The sequence below is a fragment of the Vibrio sp. 1288 genome, assembly GCF_033344475.1.
In genome coordinates this window covers 105,605-122,887 of record NZ_JAWPOX010000012.1, presented here as the reverse complement: position 1 = coordinate 122,887, position 17,283 = coordinate 105,605, and the positions used below count along the sequence as shown (strand labels likewise).

General features: G+C 41.0%; 14 protein-coding genes. 6 read left to right on the top strand and 8 right to left on the bottom strand.

The genetic code is table 11. The features are described from left to right. Positions 1-122: 122 nt before the first annotated feature. On the bottom strand, positions 123-1,034 hold the full coding sequence (locus R8O11_RS11480) for a GlxA family transcriptional regulator (protein ID WP_115386010.1): 912 nt from the start codon (positions 1,032-1,034) through the stop codon (positions 123-125). A gap of 114 nt (positions 1,035-1,148) precedes the next feature. Between R8O11_RS11480 and R8O11_RS11475 the strand changes: the two genes are divergently transcribed. Together R8O11_RS11475 and R8O11_RS11470 are read left to right on the top strand one after the other, a co-directional pair. Continuing rightward, a complete protein-coding gene (locus R8O11_RS11475) occupies positions 1,149-1,667 on the top strand; it encodes a cysteine hydrolase family protein (protein ID WP_005377333.1) in 519 nt (172 codons plus the stop codon). Between the two features lie 120 nt (positions 1,668-1,787). Further along, positions 1,788-2,549 carry a transporter substrate-binding domain-containing protein gene (locus R8O11_RS11470; RefSeq protein WP_005388903.1) on the top strand — a complete coding sequence of 254 codons (762 nt, stop codon included), beginning with the start codon at positions 1,788-1,790 and terminating at the stop codon, positions 2,547-2,549. Between the two features lie 98 nt (positions 2,550-2,647). On the opposite strand, the gene R8O11_RS11465 is transcribed toward R8O11_RS11470, so the two are convergent. Beyond that, positions 2,648-3,721 carry a permease gene (locus R8O11_RS11465; RefSeq protein ID WP_412035062.1) on the bottom strand — a complete coding sequence of 358 codons (1,074 nt, stop codon included), beginning with the start codon at positions 3,719-3,721 and terminating at the stop codon, positions 2,648-2,650. 345 nt (positions 3,722-4,066) lie between these two features. On the opposite strand from R8O11_RS11465, the gene R8O11_RS11460 reads away from it, so the two are divergent. Beyond that, on the top strand, positions 4,067-5,059 hold the full coding sequence (locus tag R8O11_RS11460; RefSeq protein ID WP_104975339.1) for a zinc-binding dehydrogenase: 993 nt from the start codon (positions 4,067-4,069) through the stop codon (positions 5,057-5,059). Between the two features lie 147 nt (positions 5,060-5,206). Here the strand turns inward: R8O11_RS11460 and R8O11_RS11455 are convergent, their stop codons facing one another. The 4 genes from R8O11_RS11455 to R8O11_RS11440 all read right to left on the bottom strand — a co-directional run bounded on the left by R8O11_RS11455 (position 5,207) and on the right by R8O11_RS11440 (position 9,006). Then, positions 5,207-6,109 carry a homocysteine S-methyltransferase family protein gene (locus R8O11_RS11455; RefSeq protein WP_318194156.1) on the bottom strand — a complete coding sequence of 301 codons (903 nt, stop codon included), beginning with the start codon at positions 6,107-6,109 and terminating at the stop codon, positions 5,207-5,209. Positions 6,110-6,385: 276 nt separating this feature from the next. Continuing rightward, positions 6,386-7,120 (bottom strand): amino acid ABC transporter ATP-binding protein, encoded by a 735-nt coding sequence (locus R8O11_RS11450; protein ID WP_170893395.1) that lies wholly within the window; start codon positions 7,118-7,120, stop codon positions 6,386-6,388. Positions 7,121-7,134: 14 nt separating this feature from the next. Next, a complete protein-coding gene (locus tag R8O11_RS11445) occupies positions 7,135-8,082 on the bottom strand; it encodes an amino acid ABC transporter permease (RefSeq protein ID WP_005377325.1) in 948 nt (315 codons plus the stop codon). A gap of 135 nt (positions 8,083-8,217) precedes the next feature. Next, positions 8,218-9,006 carry a transporter substrate-binding domain-containing protein gene (locus R8O11_RS11440; RefSeq protein WP_017821680.1) on the bottom strand — a complete coding sequence of 263 codons (789 nt, stop codon included), beginning with the start codon at positions 9,004-9,006 and terminating at the stop codon, positions 8,218-8,220. A gap of 461 nt (positions 9,007-9,467) precedes the next feature. Here R8O11_RS11440 and R8O11_RS11435 point away from each other — a divergent pair, with 461 nt between their 5' ends. After that, complete coding sequence (locus tag R8O11_RS11435; RefSeq protein WP_005377323.1) at positions 9,468-9,812, top strand: DUF3316 domain-containing protein; 345 nt, start codon at positions 9,468-9,470, stop codon at positions 9,810-9,812. Between the two features lie 607 nt (positions 9,813-10,419). On the opposite strand, the gene R8O11_RS11430 is transcribed toward R8O11_RS11435, so the two are convergent. Further along, positions 10,420-11,394 (bottom strand): porin, encoded by a 975-nt coding sequence (locus tag R8O11_RS11430; protein ID WP_193837349.1) that lies wholly within the window; start codon positions 11,392-11,394, stop codon positions 10,420-10,422. Between the two features lie 140 nt (positions 11,395-11,534). Continuing rightward, positions 11,535-12,458 carry a LysR family transcriptional regulator gene (locus tag R8O11_RS11425; protein WP_318194155.1) on the bottom strand — a complete coding sequence of 308 codons (924 nt, stop codon included), beginning with the start codon at positions 12,456-12,458 and terminating at the stop codon, positions 11,535-11,537. A 378-nt stretch (positions 12,459-12,836) separates the two neighbouring features. Between R8O11_RS11425 and R8O11_RS11420 the strand changes: the two genes are divergently transcribed. Beyond that, on the top strand, positions 12,837-14,006 hold the full coding sequence (locus R8O11_RS11420) for an efflux RND transporter periplasmic adaptor subunit (protein ID WP_054579512.1): 1,170 nt from the start codon (positions 12,837-12,839) through the stop codon (positions 14,004-14,006). 12 nt (positions 14,007-14,018) lie between these two features. Continuing rightward, positions 14,019-17,159, top strand: a complete 3,141-nt coding sequence (locus R8O11_RS11415; RefSeq protein WP_176310989.1) for an efflux RND transporter permease subunit — start codon at positions 14,019-14,021, stop codon at positions 17,157-17,159. Positions 17,160-17,283 lie beyond the last annotated feature (124 nt).

Sequence of the window (17,283 nt, the reverse complement as noted above, 5' to 3'; positions counted from 1 at the left end):
GTGCGCTACGGTTGGCTTAGCTTGTTATCCCTTTTCATCACGCTAAGCCAGCTTGTAAAAATATGCGGTGTTTGCTTCTGAGTTATAAATGTTTAATACCAACATTATCTTACTTCTGGCGTTCATGAACAGAACCGAGATCTGAACGACTTCGGTGTTAAACCTACGATTCTATTAAATATTTTCCTGAACGCGCTCACATCTTGGTAACCCACTCTAAATGATATTGCGTCAAATGTTAGGGTTGTCGACTCAAGTAAATCACAAGCTTTTTGTACTCTTAAGCTTTGTATGTATTGGTTAACATTGAAACCTGTCGCCTTTTTAAAGCGTCGCTGCAATGTCCTTTCTGTTAAACAACTCAACTCTGCAAGCTCTTTATTGCTCAGTTTTCCTTGATAATGATCGTTTATATAGTGCTGTATTTGAACAATTACCTCATCACCATGTTGGAAGTTTGGAGTAAACTGTTGATAAAAGCGTTGCTCTCTCGGACCAGTATCAATAACCAACATTTTTCCTAACAGGCGCATCACTTCCGGTGACGCAAATAAGGAAACCAACTCCAAACCTAAATCCACCCATGACATCATACCCCCAGCCGTAATGATCGTTCCTTCGTTAATAAGGATGGCTTCTTGTCTTACGTGGATATCGGGAAACTGACTCGCTAATGAAGGAGCCAAGCCCCAGTGTGTCGTACAAGACTTATTGGTCAACAACTGGGTTTGAGCAAGAATAAAAGTACCAGCGCAGGCGGAGGCTAAAATCGCACCTTTACTATATTGGACATTTAACCAGTCGAGTAGCTCTGGCTCTGGTTCTAAGTAATATTGACCAGTGCCGCTAGGCGGAATCATTACCGCTGTTTTCACATCGAAGTGCGTGTTTGACCAGTGATCCAATATCTCTACTTCAAAGTGCACATCAACGCCCAATTTAGCCGCCGCACGGTTTGCCATCTCGAAGAGTTCGCTTAAACCATATACGGAGGCTTGCGAGCTATCTGGGTAATTAACGAGTGCTATTTTCATTTATCTTCAAGTGTCGCTTTTTGACTCTTTTGTGTCATTTTAGACTCTAAAGAAGGTAGCTAAAAGTCTTTATATTATTCGTACCGCAATGATCCTCAATAAAAGGAAAAGAAAATGACTCAAAAAGCCCTACTTGTAATTGATTTGCAAAACGACTATTTCCCAGAAGGAAAGTTTCCTTTATGGAATACAGAATCGACTTTAGACAATGTTAAGAGAGCAATAACTAAAGCCAATGAGCAAAACATTCCTGTGATTCATATTCAGCATATTGCCGACCCTGCCATGGGTATTGCCCCATTCTTCAATGAAGGCAGCGACGGTGCCAATATTCACCCAGAAGTTCTTGCTTTAGCGCCGAATTCCGAAATCGTGGTAAAGCACTTCGCAGATAGCTTTGAAGGAACACGTTTAGAAGAAGTATTGGCAAGCAAAAATGTAACGGAGTTACTTGTATGCGGAATGATGACACAAAACTGCGTGACACATACTGCTATCTCAAAATCTGCGGACAAGTATGATGTTTCGATCTTAATGGATAGCTGTACCACGGTCGATGAAATGATTCACAACATTGCACTTCACGCTGTCTCAACGAGAGTTCCCCTCGTAACTATTGAAGATAAGCTGTAATACACGTAAAACCTTTCGCTCACACAATGCGGGCGAAAGGTCACACATATATGCACTTTCATTGATATTTGCTTACTTTGTGTTAAACATTGGTTTCCAAATAGTTACAAGGAAACGTTTATGAAATGGATAGTCGTATTGTTTATTAGCTTATTTTCAGTTTTCAGCCATGCGAAAGAGTGGAAACAAATTCGCTTCACTGTTGAAGGGGCTTACCCCCCATTTAGCTGGACGACAAAAGAGGGAAAGCTAGAAGGGTTTGAAGTCGACCTCGCTAACGCGTTATGCAAAGAGTTAGAAGTAAAGTGCGTTATCTCAAAAATGGATTGGGATGGCATCATCCCTTCTCTCCTTAGTCGCAAGAACGATGCGATTATTGCTGCAATGACAATCACAGAAGAACGAGAAAAGAAAGTCGATTTCACCGTCCCTTATGCAAAAGTACCGACTCGTTTTGTAATGAAAAATGATAGAGAAATCAACATGGATGACGGCAGCCTAAATCGTTTATCTATTGGAGTTCAAAGAGCCACAATTGGTGATAAGTACCTTTCGGCCTTGTATCCAGATATTGATATTCGTCGTTATGGTACGTTCGATGAGGCATTTACTGATCTACTCAATGGACGGTTAGATGCTGTATTTGGCGGCTCAATCGGTTTAAGTGCTGGTTTTCTTGAAACTGCACAAGGTGAAGGCTATCACTTTACTGGACCAGCGTTTACAGAGGAAAAGTGGTTCGGCCGTGGCATTGGCGTAGCAGTGAGAAAACAAGACAAAGAATTAAAAGCATTACTCGATAGCGGAATACAAAAATTGATCCAGAGCGGTAAGCATAAAACCATCGCCAGCAAGTATTTCTCCTATAGTATTTACGAGTAACCTCTTTATCTTTTTATAGCCTGCGCGGTATAGGAAACTTCCCTTTCCCTATATGGCGACAAAAACAGAGCCCTCGAGCAATCGCCCGAGGGTTATTTTTATAAAAAAGCCCAGGTATATAAGTAACCCGCTCCCATGGCCATCGTTAAGATAACGATTAGGAAGGCAGCAATCATCTGGTTCTTAAAAATTGATTTCAACAAAATTACTTCTGTAAGACTTGCGCCAGCACTACCAATAATAAGCGCCATAACAGATCCAAGAGCCATACCTTTTTGTACTAGTGCCGCGCTAAGTGGAATGACCGCCTCTGCACGGATGTACAATGGAATACCAATGATTGCTGCGACCGGAATCGCGTACCACTTCGCTTCACCAGCGAACTCCGCAATGAACTCCGTCGGGATGAAGCCATAGATAAATGAACCAATCGCAATGCTCATCATGAGATAAGGGAACACTTGCTTAAAGTCTTTCCAAGTTGATTGCCAAATACGTACCCAGCGGCTAGGCTCTTTCTCTTCCACGACTGTCGCTGTTGCACTACCGTCTGATGAACAGCAGGACACTTCCACTTTAGGTTCAGGTTTTGGTGCATCACCACAACAAGATGTTTTCGCCGCAACTGGCGTAGGTTCATTGCAGGCGCTGGTACTACAGCTTGATGCTGGTCTCGCTTCTTCTTTTTTCTTGCTTGAATCGCCACAAGAAGTACCGCACGAAGAAGAACCTACCGCTTGATATGCTTCTGGTTTGACGTAACGCTCAAACCCTAGTTTTTCAAGTACATAGCCTGCTACCACTGATACTGACATCGCAATAGCAAAGTAAAATACCGCAACTTTCCAACCAAAAGTCACCACAAACAAGGCAATAATCACTGGGTTAAGCAACGGGCTTGCAAATAGGAACACCATCATAGGTCCAAAACCTGCTCTTGCACGCAACAAGCCTTTTAAGAAAGGAATGGTCGAACACGAACAGAAAGGCGTAATCGAACCTAGCAACGCAGCAATGAAGTAACCTTTACCCTTTTTCGAGCTGAGAATAGATTGAATTTTTTCTGGCGTTAGAAAATCTTGCAACACACCGACAATGTAGCTAATTGCCAGAAATAAGATGATAAGTTCGGTTGCTAGAAACGCAAACATATCCAGCGCTTCTTTAGCCATAGTTATAATTTCTGTATTCACATTTACTCTCCTCGTCATTTTCGCTAACGAGCTTACCTGATAGATAAGCTTTTATTTCGATGATTCTAGAATTATAGAATCACAAAACAAAAGATCAACAAAATATTTCCATAAAAATGGAATAATAAGACTAGTCAATACTTATCAAAAAGTTACATGTCGTTAGCTATGCAGACTGGTTGTCGATGATAATTTCAGAGCATCTCGAATCCTTTTTATCAAACATAACCTAAAATTATCAAAATAAGAAAAAACCATAATTATTGCAGCACCACGCTCTGAGCTAGTATGACTTTCGACCATTCTTAATAATAAGGAAAACCTATGAGAGCGATAACTTACCAACGAGATAAAGATACTTTCTCTTTATCCGAATTACCTACACCAAAACTAGAAACCCAATTTGATGTATTGGTTAAAGTTAACGCTGTTGGTTTGAACCCTGTCGATGCAAAAATTCATTATTGGTCAGACATGGTCACTAACATGGATAACAATTTTGTTGGCGGGTTAGACGTATCAGGAGAAATAGTCTCTGTAGGCGATGCGGTCGTTGATTGGAAGGTTGGCGATAAAGTGTTGTATCACGGAAACATGAGACGCCATCACGGAGGATTCGCTGAATTTGCTATCCATGATTCAAGAACGCTTATAAAACACCCTCAGGTTCCGGTTGAAGTAGCAGCATCTACACCTTGCGCAGCCTGGACCGCATATCGCGCTTTGGTAGACAAGCTCGATATTTCAAATCGAAGCAGCATTTTTATCGCCGGAGGTGCTGGCGGCGTTGGAAGCTTTGCTATTCAGTTAGCAAAGACATTTGGTGTTGAACAGATCATTGCTACTAGTTCAGAAGCTAATCACGCATATTTGTCCTCGTTAGGAGCAACCCATACGATTGATTATCATCATGAAGATGTAGTTCAACGAGTAATGGACATTACCGGAAATCATGGCGTTGAGGTTGCACTCGATTGTGTAGGCGGTGATAACGACCGAATTGCAGCCTCGGTATTAACCTTTGAGGGAGAAATGGTAGAGCTCGTCAAGACTGTCGACCCTTCTCAATATCCAGATGCCTTCTTAAAAGGCTTGGGCTTCCACCAAATAAGTTTGGGCTCTGGTCATGTCTTTGGCGAGAGAGGGTTTGCAAGTATCGTTAATGCCGGAAAGGAAGTGTCTGAGCTATTAGAAAATGGAGAATTGGAAGTACCGAAACTGAAGATCATCGGCTTAGAGGATGTAGGTAACGCACTCTTGGACATGCGAAATCAGAGAACAGTTGGAAAGATTGTCGTTAATCTGAACCAAAAATAATTAATAAAGATCTCGAGGAAAACTGGCAAAGTAATGAGCAAGTTAAAGCATCTTGTTACTTTGCCAGATATGAAAGACCTTTATTTTGCCTATAACGATGAATGAAAAACAAAACCTCTTGCCATACTTCCCTGCGCTTCACCAAAATTAAGCGTTTTCGAGAGTGTCTCTCCAAGTCGCTAGCAATTTAATATGACGTGGTTCAATCCCACAGCAACCACCAATAATGCTCGCTCCCTGCGCATGCCACTTTTTAGCATACTCAAGATATTCAGTCGGAGAGAAATGACGAACTTCCTGAATGGTCTCGTTGGCTTGGTGCGCTTGCTTTATCGGAGCAAAGCTATTTGCGAAAACACCTATCGTCAATTCTCTACCTGACTCACACAATACTGCTTGTGTATCTATGATCGCTTGCTCGACAACTTCAGGAATAGAGCAATTGAAAAAGATACCTGAAACATTTGTTTTCAACAGCGTATTAACCGCGACTTTAAGAGATTCCCCTGAGCGAAGGCGAGGCAAAGAGTTAGGCTCATCCATTAAGGTGAAAGCAAGATAATTGGGCTTATCTGTTTTGGCTAAAATTATTGATAGAACTTCAACTTCAGCGAGGCTAGACACGGTCTCAGCTAACCAAATATCAACATATTGATCTTGAGCTTCAAATAACTCAGAAGCCACTTCCAGTGCCCTTTTCGGCTCGAATAATTCAGGCCTGTAAGACCCCATTACAGGAGGAAGAGAACCCGCAACGAGCACTCTATCGTTAGAGCTGGTGACTACATCTCTTGCAATTTTGGCTGCAGATTTTGCTAACTCAGTCCCCCGTTTTGCATAGAGTTCCTCGCCTAAGTGAAATGGAACACATGCATAACTGTTGACAGTGATAATCTCTGCGCCAGCGTCTATGAAATTCTCATGTGCCATTTTTACATATTGTGGTGATTCAATTAGCGCTTGTGCACTCCAAAGCGGCTGAGAAAAAGGGGCGCCAATACGTTTCAACTCTCGCCCCATGCCACCATCTAAAATTGTTACTTCCTTCATTTAGACATCCATACCGCCAAACATCCATAAGCTCTATTCAAACACAATTTTTATCAATTCAAAATGAAATTGTTATGTTTAAAGTGAACAAAGACTTAATGGCTGATTAAACACTCTAGTATTTACCAGACCTTTCATTCGGACCAAGCTAATGTTATCGCCATTAACTTCGAGTAAAAAGCCCATTATCTATGTCTCTCGGCGAGGCGGGCGTTACGAGCCACAATAGTGCATGAAGTGATTGAGGGACTCGCCCTCAATCAAATTTTCTTTTTATTATAAGACTTTAGATAAAAACTTCTGCAATCTAGGGTTGGTGGGGTTATCAAAAAATCGCTCAGGAGAGTCAGAAACCAAAAGCTCACCATCTTCCATAAACAACACCCTATCAGCGACCTCTTTTGCGAAACCCATTTCATGAGTAACCACGACCATGGTCATTCCGTCCTTGGCCAAATCTTTCATCACATCAAGAACTTCTCCAACCATTTCAGGGTCTAGTGCTGATGTGGGTTCATCAAACAACATAATGTTGGGCTTCATTGCTAACGCACGAGCGATTGCGACGCGCTGCTGCTGTCCGCCTGATAAATGATTAGGATAATTATCCATTCTCTCCGACAGACCGACTTTATAAAGCAAATCTTTTGCTTCTTTCTTCACCGATTCAGGGTCACGTTTAGAAACCTTTAAAGGTGCTAACATGACGTTCTCTATCGCCGTTTTATGTGGAAAAAGGTTGAAGCCTTGAAATACCATGCCCACATCAGCGCGTAGTTTATTGATATCCGTAGATTTGTGGTACATATCGATACCATCTACGATAATAGACCCACTATTTATTGTCTCTAATTGATTGATCGTCCGTAAGAATGTTGACTTACCAGAACCTGACGGTCCTACGATGACAATCACTTCCCCTTTTTCTACATTTACCGATACGTCCTTGAGCGCATGGCAGCCATTAGGGTAAATTTTATTAATTGTTTTTGCTGAAATAATGTATTCCATTAATGACTCCACCATTAATCACTTGCTGCCAATTTCTTTTCTAACGTTTGTATTGCCCAAGATAAGGTACTAGTCAGAAGCAAATAAAGGGCCGCTACGGTAAACCAAACTTCAAATGGGGCAAAACTACCACTTACGACTTCCCTGCCCGCTTTTGTCAGATCAGTAATCGAAATCACGGAGACAAGTGAGGAATCTTTTATCAGGTTGATAAACTGCCCGGCTAAGGGAGGTAATGTCTGCTTAAACGCTTGAGGTAAAATGACATAAATCATCGCTTTGGGATAATTCATTCCTAGTGAACGCGCCGCTTCCATTTGTCCTCTTGGGATTGACTGGATTCCTGACCGCACAATTTCTGCGACGTAAGCGGCGGTAAACACGGAGAGCGCTATCACTCCCGCAGTAAAACGCTCAAGGTCAAGCACAGTACCAATAAAGAAGTAAACGATAAAAATCTGTACTAAAAGAGGCGTTCCACGAATGACCTCGACATACACAAGCGCCAGCTTTTTTAATGCCGGATTGCTGGATATACGCATTAGTCCGACAACTAAGCCCAACGCTAGAGCAATGATAAGTGACCAGAGTGAGATTTTAATGGTCGTCACAACACCATCTAAAATTGGGCCAGAGCGCCACTCTTTTATAGTTGCTAAGGTATCTCCTTCAAAAATAAGATCACCTTCATAGACGTCCACAGACTTATATTGGCTTAGTTCAAGAACAATATCACCATGAATACTCTCCAGAGCCAGTTGGTTATTCTCGTCGAGAATGATGTTCCCATCGACAGGTGCGGTAATGGATGAAGCAGCGTTAGTGGCAATATAAGGAAGGACACGCTCCCAATTCCAGCTGTAATCGATTCGCTTACCTGACAGATAGACAAGACCGCAAATTGATAGCAAAACAAGAACAAAAACAGCGTTCCACAATAGGGATTTAAAGTTATTTTGCATGTGATTCCGAGAATGACTTTGATTAAAGTTGGTTGGGTATTTGAATAAAGAAAAGCGTTAGCTTCACAGCACGAACCGTTTGGTTGGCGATGAACCGAGCCAGAAGCTAACCGCTCCTCTACAATAACAATATGATTACTTGACTTGCTTTAACCATTTATCGTCGTTAAACCACTTATCGTAAATGCGATCGTAAGTTCCATCGCCCTTAATTTGACGTAAATAGTTGTTTAAGAAGTTAAGCGTATCTGGATTTCCTTGCGGCACAGCCCAACCCAAAGGCTCGTAAGTAAACGGTTTAGCCAAGTGCATTAACTGCCCTTTGTTTTCCGCCACATAAATAGAGTTGTAAGGAAAGTCATAAACAAACGCATCTACCTTTCCGTTGGCAACCTCAAGTACCGCTTCAGACTGAGTTTCGTATAGATTTATCTTAGCTTTCGGAAGGTATCGTTTTACCGCTTGCTCACCCGTTGTCCCAAGCTTAGTTGCAACAACATAATCTGGACTATTGAGATCTCGGTAACTAGACACTTTACCTTCATGTTTGAGATCTACGAGAATAGATTGACCAATAACCACATAGGGATCAGCGAAATTCACCTGAGTATTTCGCATAGGTGTGATAGTCATCCCGCCCATAATCATGTGACACTTACCAGTCAACAGTGTTGGGATAATGCCATCCCATGAAGTGTTTACCGGCACAAACTTAACATCCATGGCACGCGCCATTTGCTTACCCAAATCGATATCAAACCCAATGTACTGCCCATTTTTTGCTGTCATTTCAAAAGGCATATACCCAGAATCAAAGCAGACTTTTAGCTCTCCTGTACTTTTGATGTCGTCTAAAATTGGGTCTGCATTAACCGTCGTCGAAACAGCTAACCCCAGTGCAGCAAAACACAATAACTTTTTCATGGATATTCCTTTATCATTTGTTGTAAAGTTTTTTTATACACGACAATAGAATAAAAAACCACAAATAATGACTTTTTAATCACTAGAATTTGTAGGATCGTTACTAAGCTGGAAGATCTGAATGAAAATCTATACCAAGCCATTGCAATTGAATTGCATGCATTAAGTGATTAAGTTGTAGGCAGGTCACTATAACGACAAGAAACATACGCTTTGACTGAATAGTCAGCGTTTCCGAGAGTGGTTTAATTATTAACGAAACCATACAGATATTCGCTTTTTCACATTGACCGTAATGTCAAAAGTGCTTGAGTTTTATTGTTGACAATTCTTCCATAGTCAATGGTCACAAATGTGATGTACAGCACATTTCTATAATGGCACTATCACCTTTGTCGAGAGATATTAACAAGGATTCGTTGGACATCTTGACTTTGTAATACAAATAAAAAGGTGACTATATGAAAAAACTAATGACGCTCTCATCACTATTATTATTCAGTTTATCTGCTACTGCTGGTATTCATGTCGAACACTCTACAAACAAAGTTGTTCTCAATGACTTTACGACAAAAGATGCCGCTTATAGCTCTGCGTTTGATCTTGTCGATGAATACCAAACGCTATCAAAACATGAACTTAGAAATCGTCTAAACATCATTGGAAGCGGTTTCCCTCGTGATATTGCAATCGATGATAGTAAGGTGAGAGTTGAAGAGTACGCACTTAACCGTGATGAAGTTAAATATCGTGCAATCATAAACTTCGATTATCACTTCAGAACAAGTGACGGCGGTAAAAACTAAAAAATCATCTGCACCTTTACTTTCTTAGAGCCCTTCCTATTTTAAGAAAGTAAAGGTGTCTAATCATATTGAAACGACGGCTTTTCATAAATCGCTCTCTCCTTACATAAGCAGTATCAATCCCTACCTCTATCGTTTACATAAGAATCTTTTTTCCAATCTTCATTGAGATACATTTCGTCGTTTGGCGCTTTGTCATTCGCTTGGTGCGCCATATGGACTCCACATCACTTAAATGAAAAAGACACTTGAAATGGAGTTTAATTTTCTATGAAGATTAACTAAATCTAAGATCGACAATTGTCGTTACATTTTTATCGTTTATAGCAATATATAAAATGACTATTTTTTTAATTAACCATAAAGCATGAAAATAAAAAAGGCAACAAGACATTTCTTGTTGCCAAAGAAAAAATACATCATTCAAAAAATATGAAAATGAAAACTAGCAGTGGACTAGCTAACAAAACAATTATATTCAAAACACTTAAACAAGTAACGATCAATATAATCCATTATATATGGATTAAAATCAGCACTTATAAAATTACACCGATAAATAAAAAAGCCTGAAAATAGTTTCAGGCTTTTTATATTTATTAATTTTTTAGAATGAATATCTCGCAGCTATTGCAAGAATATCGTCTTCATTGTCTACATCTGTAATTCTGTATTCTGCTAGTGCTTTAAAATTAGAAGTCAAATCATACTCTGCACCTAGTGAGTAGTAATCGACGACATCTTCATCATCACGCTCTAGATTGTTATAGCCAACTAGTGCCCAAAGCTTATCTGTTACTTCATAAGTGGCAACTGCTTCAATACCGGTGTAATCAATATTACTTTCAGAACCATCTTTAGCCCAGTTTTCACCATCACTGTATAAAACAGAGGCATAAAACTTGTCGTATTCAAATGCAATAGCACCCGTTAGCAGATCTGCATCTTCTGCACCCGATTGCCCTTCACCTTCGTTGTAACCAAGCGCAACTTTGAAGCCATATGGCAACTTGTAGTCCGCCGCCGCACCATAAGAGGCTGCATCTGTTGACACTTCATCGTTTTCAGCCTGATAGCTAACATGAATATTCAAACCTTCATAGCTTGTCGTTAGCTTAAATACTGAATCGGAGCGACCGGTACCATATAGATCCGCACTTACGCCAGCAGCTTCATTACCAAACTCCGGGAAAATATCCGTGTAGTCAGATACTAAAGTGACCGCACCGTATTGACGTCCATAACTTACTGTTCCGTAATCTGCACCAACTCCTACATAGCCTTTTCGGATATCAAATTCATCATCTTCAATCCCATCAGCATCTCTGCGATTAGACTTAAATTCCAACTCATATAAGCCGAATGCATAAAGATCTTCATTTATTTTAGACTCACCTGAAAGTCCTACACGAATGTAGCTATTATCTCCGTCAGCATTTTTATCATCAGAGAAATAATACATCCCTTGCGCTCGGCCATGAATATTTAATACTGATTCTTGATCTTCATAAACTATGGCTGAATTTGCAGCACTTGCAGAAAAAAGTGCAGCGATTGCGATCGACGTTCTTGTCATTTTCATTTAATTACCACTACTTGTGTTGTTTGAATCGAGTGAAATTATGAACAGTGGCAATTATTTTTAAAGTGCAAATTCAACCATATTCTATGGATAAATATAAACAAGCCCTCAATCTAAAACATTATGTCCTAGTACTCATATTAGTTGAGATAATCCATCCAAACAGGAGGTGTCCCTATTATTTTTTGAACAGTATCAATGAACAGTTTGGCTAATGGTTGTTGATTTCGGTGAGTATACATTGCATATATTTCCCCTATTGCGGGAAGATTATAATCAGGAAGCAACTGTACAAGATCCTGTTTACTCAAACTCTCCTGAAGAAAGAACTGCCCAATTAAAGCATACCCTAGATCAGATTTTACGGCATCGAGCATTAACTCAGTTTCATTCACGAAGTACTGCCCATTGATATTATACGTTCTAACGTCGCTTGATGACTGGTTTGGCGCTATACGTAGCTTATCCGCCTTAAAGTTAGCATTCGAGTATATTACTGCTGGCATTTTTATAAGCTCTTCTGGAGAGCTCGGGGTTCCATACTTGTCAATAAAACTCTTCGATGCAACCAGTGCCATATTATTACTTGCCAACTTACGTACTATCATATTGGACTCTCGGATTGGTCCGATACGAAACACAACATCAAAACCTTCGTGGATAACATCGACTCGATTATCATCGAGCAGCAGCTCTACAGTAATGTTTGGGTACTGTTTTATAAACTCTTTAACTGCCTGATTTAAGTAAGCTCTGCCAAAGAAAGTGGAGCTTGATATTTTCAGGTTACCCTTCGGTTCATCCTGAAATGTAGCAGCAATACTACGAGTTTCAGTTAGAACCTCTCTTACTTTCTTAGCTTGCGCCACCATCTCAACACCAGCATTGGTCAGGGATAGCGAACGCGTGGAACGGTTTAACAGCCGTAAGCCCAATTCATCCTCTAGCTTTTTGATCTGTTTTGACAAAGCTGAACGATCTATATGATTTCTGTCAGCAGCTTTAGCAAAAGTTCCGTATTCAGAGACATCCAGTAGTAATTCAAGTTGGCTTGCGAGATCCACTGCACAATTCCTTATTTAGTTTTTATTCTTTATGTGATGGGAAATGGATTTTACAAAATTAATTTCAATTTTTTATGGTTCAAATTGCATCAGTGAATTGCAAATAATGCACGAATTAAAAACGCTTTAATTTTCGTCGCTATCTTTAGCTTCTGTTTAGTTATTCCCATCTATTATGGCTTATTACATTTAACAATACTCCACGTCTTTAAAACCCTAAACTGACCTTTTTCAAACCAAAATGCGAGCATTTTGACCAATATTTAATCGTGCATTTTTATCACTACTCTATGTTCGCTGAGGGCCTATTTACCCATAGGTACAATGAATACAATGCCGTTCCTTTTAGTATGAACAGAATCATTTAGGGCGCGACAAATGTTAAAGAAAGTTTTCGGCATTGGCCTTTTATCCGTTTTAGCTGCTTGTGCAGACGAAGAGATAACCAAACAACCTAATACTCCCTTACCTACGATAGACGTTTCCAAAGTCATCTATGAGCCGGTTCAATCGTGGTTCACCTTTACAACAAGGCTTCAAGCCCCAGAGAAAGTTTCTTTAATGCCACGCGTTTCCGGAGTTATTGAAACGGTAGAATTCAAAGACGGACAGAGTGTCAACAAAGGTGACTTACTCGTCACTCTTGATGATCGAACCTTCAAAGCTCAGGTCTCACGACTTGAAGCGCAAGTTAAGAGTGCTCGAGCTGCGCTAGAGCAAGCAGCAAACGAACAAAAGAGAGCCGCCCAACTGGTTAAGCGAAAAGCCATCTCAGCGGAACAAGCAGAGGCCCGAGATACCGCAGTAAAACAACGCTCTGCAGAACTAATGGCTTTGCGTGCTCAGTTAGAATCCGCAAAGTTAGATCTTGAGTTTACGAAGATATATGCCCCTATTAGCGGCACTATTTCAAGAGCATTCATTACTAAAGGAAACAATGTAAACGCAAATCAAAGCGTTATATCAAACATTGTCTCTAACGATCAGGTATATGCATACTTTGATGTCGATGAGCGAACTTGGAACCGTTACTTCTCGACAATCAATGCCGACTCTAACTTACCTACTCGTCTTGAACTATCTGGACAAAATGGGCAGGAGTTTTTTGGACGCGTTGACTTTGTCGACAACTCCATCAACGAAAACACCGGTACTTTGCAGGTTCGAGCGGTATTCGATGCAACAAAATCAAACTTAAAAGTGGGATCGTTTGGCCGAGTTCAGATATCAACAACCAAACCAGTTGAACGAGTTCTCGTTCCAGAGCGTTCTATTGGCACAGATCTAGAAAACCGCTTTGTATTAACACTCAATGAAGAGAATACGTTGCAATACAGCATCGTAACCTTAGGCGAACGTTACGGAACATTTCGTGCCATCGAGAATGGCTTGAACGCCGACTCAGTTATTGCGGTAAATGGCCCAGCAAAAGTTGGCCCAAATAGCAAAATCACACCAAAAAATGTCACGCTAGATATTAGCAACACTTCATTGATTATGGCTTCAAACTCAACATCGTTGCCAAACAAACGTTTAGCTCAAGACTAAGAAGACACCCGAATGAAATTTGCACACTTTTTTATTCAAAGACCCATATTTGCCTCTATGTTATCGCTATTGATATTAATAGTAGGCGCAATTTCACTTTTACAGTTGCCTGTGAGTGAATATCCAGAGGTTGTCCCTCCTACAGTGGTAGTTACAGCAAACTATCCTGGTGCGAACCCAAAAGTAATCGCAGAAACAGTTGCTACGCCTCTGGAGCAAGAAATTAATGGTACAGAAAACATGTTATATATGTTTTCGCAGGCAACCAGTGACGGCAGAATGACATTGACCGTAACCTTTGCTTTAGGTACGGACTTGGACAAAGCTCAGGTTCAAATTCAAAACCGCGTCACTACAGCTTTGCCCCGATTACCAGAAGCCGTCCAACGGTTAGGAGTTGTTGCCGAAAAAGCCTCTCCTGATCTCACTATGGTTGTGCATATATATTCTCCAGATTCTAGCCGTGAAGTCAGTTATTTAGCTAACTACGCTAATTTAAACTTGAAAGATGAGATAGCTCGGCTCGGAGGCGTTGGTGATGTGCGCCTTTTCGGTGGTGATGAGTACTCAATGCGCTTGTGGTTAAATCCAGATGAGCTCGCTTCTAGAAATCTAACCGTAATGGACGTTGTCTCAGCCGTCCGATCTCAAAACCAACAGGTGGCAGCAGGCTCATTAGGTGCGCAACCAGCCGCTAATGAAAACCAATTCCAAGTTTTGTTGAACGTAAAGGGCCGTTTGGAGAATATTGATGAATTCAACGACATTGTAGTAAAAGTTGACGAAACAGGGGCTTTGACACGTCTTAAAGACGTTGCACGCGTAGAGCTAGGTCAAAACTCTTATGCACTGCGCGCCTTGTTAAATGGTAAACCAGCGGTGGCGATGCCCGTATTCCAGCGCCCTGGTGCTAATGCTATTGAGCTATCTAATCAGGTTCGTTCAACCATGGACCGTTTACAAACAGCCTTTCCAGCTGGAGTTTCATATGAAATAGCCTACGACCCGACCGTCTTTGTTCGTGGTTCGATAGACGCGGTGGTTCATACTCTGCTAGAGGCAATTGTACTTGTTGTTGTCGTAGTCATTTTGTTTTTGCAAACATGGCGCGCGTCTATCATCCCTATCATTGCGGTGCCTGTTTCATTAATCGGTACGTTCGCCGTAATGCAAATGCTTGGAGTATCGATTAACACGCTTTCGTTGTTTGGGCTTGTTCTCGCCATAGGCATCGTCGTCGATGACGCCATTGTCGTCGTCGAAAACGTGGAACGGAACATCCATAATGGACTTGCACCACTAGAAGCAACGAAACAAGCAATGACCGAAGTTACCGGGCCAATTATTGCAATTGCTTTAGTGTTATGTGCGGTGTTCATCCCGACGACCTTTATTACAGGGTTATCCGGTCAGTTTTATAAGCAGTTCGCACTAACAATTACGATCTCGACGATTATTTCAGCAATTAACTCGTTGACGTTATCGCCTGCTTTATCAGCACTGCTATTACAAGATAAGAACGCAAAACCCGATCGGCTAACCAAGCTCTTGGATGCGGTTTTTGGTAAGTATGTTTTTGCGCCATTCAATAGAATTTTTGAGTATAGCTCGAACCAATATCAAGCTCTGGTCAAGAAGCTGATTCGCTATAGCCTTGTTGTTGTGGTGGTATACATTGCGTTACTCGGGGGAACGGTTTCTCTATTCAAAGCGGTTCCTGGAGGATTCATTCCTCAACAAGATAAGCAGTATTTAGTTGCGATCGCCCAACTTCCAGATGCAGCAAGTTTAGATCGAACAGAGTCCGTTATTAAAGAAATGGAAAACCTCGCGCTGGCAACACCTGGCGTAGCACAAACCATTTCTTTCCCAGGCTTATCGGTCAATGGTTTTACTAACAGTCCGAATAGTGGCATCGTTTTTGTTACGCTTGAGGACTTCGATAAACGAAATGATCCAACTCTCGGAGCAAATGCGATTGTTGCATCTTTGAATAAGAGCTTTTCAATCATTGATGAAGCCTTCGTTGCGATTTTTCCACCACCACCAATCCAAGGACTTGGCTCTACTGGCGGCTTTAAACTTCAAATCGAAGACCGTGCGAACAAAGGGTTTGATGAGCTCTTCAAGCAATTGAACTTGATAATAAGTGAGGCATCAACAAGACCCGAGCTGATGGGATTATATTCTACATTTCGCATACAAGTGCCGCAGATGGACATCCAAATAGATCGTGAACAAGCGATGCTGCAAGGTGTTCCTCTAGAGCAGGTTTTTGATGCGCTTCAAGTTTATTTAGGATCATTATACGTCAATGACTTCAATATGTTTGGTAGAACATACAAAGTGAATGCCCAGGCAGACATGAACTATCGTCTCGAACCTGACCAAATACTTAACTACAAAGTAAGAAATGCTGCCGGACAAATGGTTCCTCTCGGCGCTGTACTGGAGATCATACCCACGATTGGGCCTGACCGCGTGATGCACTATAACGGCTACCCTAGTGCAGAACTAAACGGCAGTCCTGCTTTTGGTTACAGTTCAGATCAAGCCCAAACGGCTATTGAGGAAGTACTGGATAAAAACCTAGCAGAGGGAATGGTTTATGAATGGACTGATGTAACCTACCAGAAGATTTTGGCTGGTAACACGATGGTGTATATATTCCCACTTGTTGTTTTGTTAGTTTTCATGGTGCTAGCTTCGCAGTACGAGAGTTTAAAACTGCCATTCGCTATCATTTTGATCGTTCCTATGACCATTTTTTCTGCACTAGCAGGTGTTTGGTTCATTGGTGGTGACAACAATATATTCACACAAATTGCTTTGATTGTCCTTGTGGCTCTAGCGTGTAAAAATGCCATCTTGATGGTGGAGTTCGCTAAAGAACTTAAAGACAATGGCCAAGATACCTTATCAGCGATTTTGGAAGCATGTCGTTTACGTCTTCGGCCGATTCTAATGACATCAATTGCATTTACCGCTGGTGTTATTCCATTAATGATTGGTACAGGGGCCGGAGCGGAAATGCGACAAGCAATGGGTATTGCCGTATTCTCGGGTATGGTAGGCGTAACGGTATTTGGATTACTACTCACACCTGTTTTTTATATGTTAGTCAGTCGAAACAAAAAACGTCAAACACTATAACCATAATATAAATACTCATTTAAATTCATACTAAAGGGAGCTATTGCTCCCTTTTCTTTTGGTTATTAAGTATATTAATAATTTCTAGACAGAGCAGCAGTTATACATGAAACTAATACGCTAA

What these genes read in the sequence shown, in the direction of transcription:
- R8O11_RS11480 (WP_115386010.1), bottom strand. Translation starts at nt 1,034, where the DNA reads ATGAAAATAGCACTCGTTAATTACCCAGATAGCTCGCAAGCCTCCGTA.
- R8O11_RS11475 (WP_005377333.1), top strand. Translation starts at nt 1,149, where the DNA reads ATGACTCAAAAAGCCCTACTTGTAATTGATTTGCAAAACGACTATTTC.
- R8O11_RS11470 (WP_005388903.1), top strand. Translation starts at nt 1,788, where the DNA reads ATGAAATGGATAGTCGTATTGTTTATTAGCTTATTTTCAGTTTTCAGC.
- R8O11_RS11465 (WP_412035062.1), bottom strand. Translation starts at nt 3,721, where the DNA reads ATGGCTAAAGAAGCGCTGGATATGTTTGCGTTTCTAGCAACCGAACTT.
- R8O11_RS11460 (WP_104975339.1), top strand. Translation starts at nt 4,067, where the DNA reads ATGAGAGCGATAACTTACCAACGAGATAAAGATACTTTCTCTTTATCC.
- R8O11_RS11455 (WP_318194156.1), bottom strand. Translation starts at nt 6,109, where the DNA reads ATGAAGGAAGTAACAATTTTAGATGGTGGCATGGGGCGAGAGTTGAAA.
- R8O11_RS11450 (WP_170893395.1), bottom strand. Translation starts at nt 7,120, where the DNA reads ATGGAATACATTATTTCAGCAAAAACAATTAATAAAATTTACCCTAAT.
- R8O11_RS11445 (WP_005377325.1), bottom strand. Translation starts at nt 8,082, where the DNA reads ATGCAAAATAACTTTAAATCCCTATTGTGGAACGCTGTTTTTGTTCTT.
- R8O11_RS11440 (WP_017821680.1), bottom strand. Translation starts at nt 9,006, where the DNA reads ATGAAAAAGTTATTGTGTTTTGCTGCACTGGGGTTAGCTGTTTCGACG.
- R8O11_RS11435 (WP_005377323.1), top strand. Translation starts at nt 9,468, where the DNA reads ATGAAAAAACTAATGACGCTCTCATCACTATTATTATTCAGTTTATCT.
- R8O11_RS11430 (WP_193837349.1), bottom strand. Translation starts at nt 11,394, where the DNA reads ATGAAAATGACAAGAACGTCGATCGCAATCGCTGCACTTTTTTCTGCA.
- R8O11_RS11420 (WP_054579512.1), top strand. Translation starts at nt 12,837, where the DNA reads ATGTTAAAGAAAGTTTTCGGCATTGGCCTTTTATCCGTTTTAGCTGCT.
- R8O11_RS11415 (WP_176310989.1), top strand. Translation starts at nt 14,019, where the DNA reads ATGAAATTTGCACACTTTTTTATTCAAAGACCCATATTTGCCTCTATG.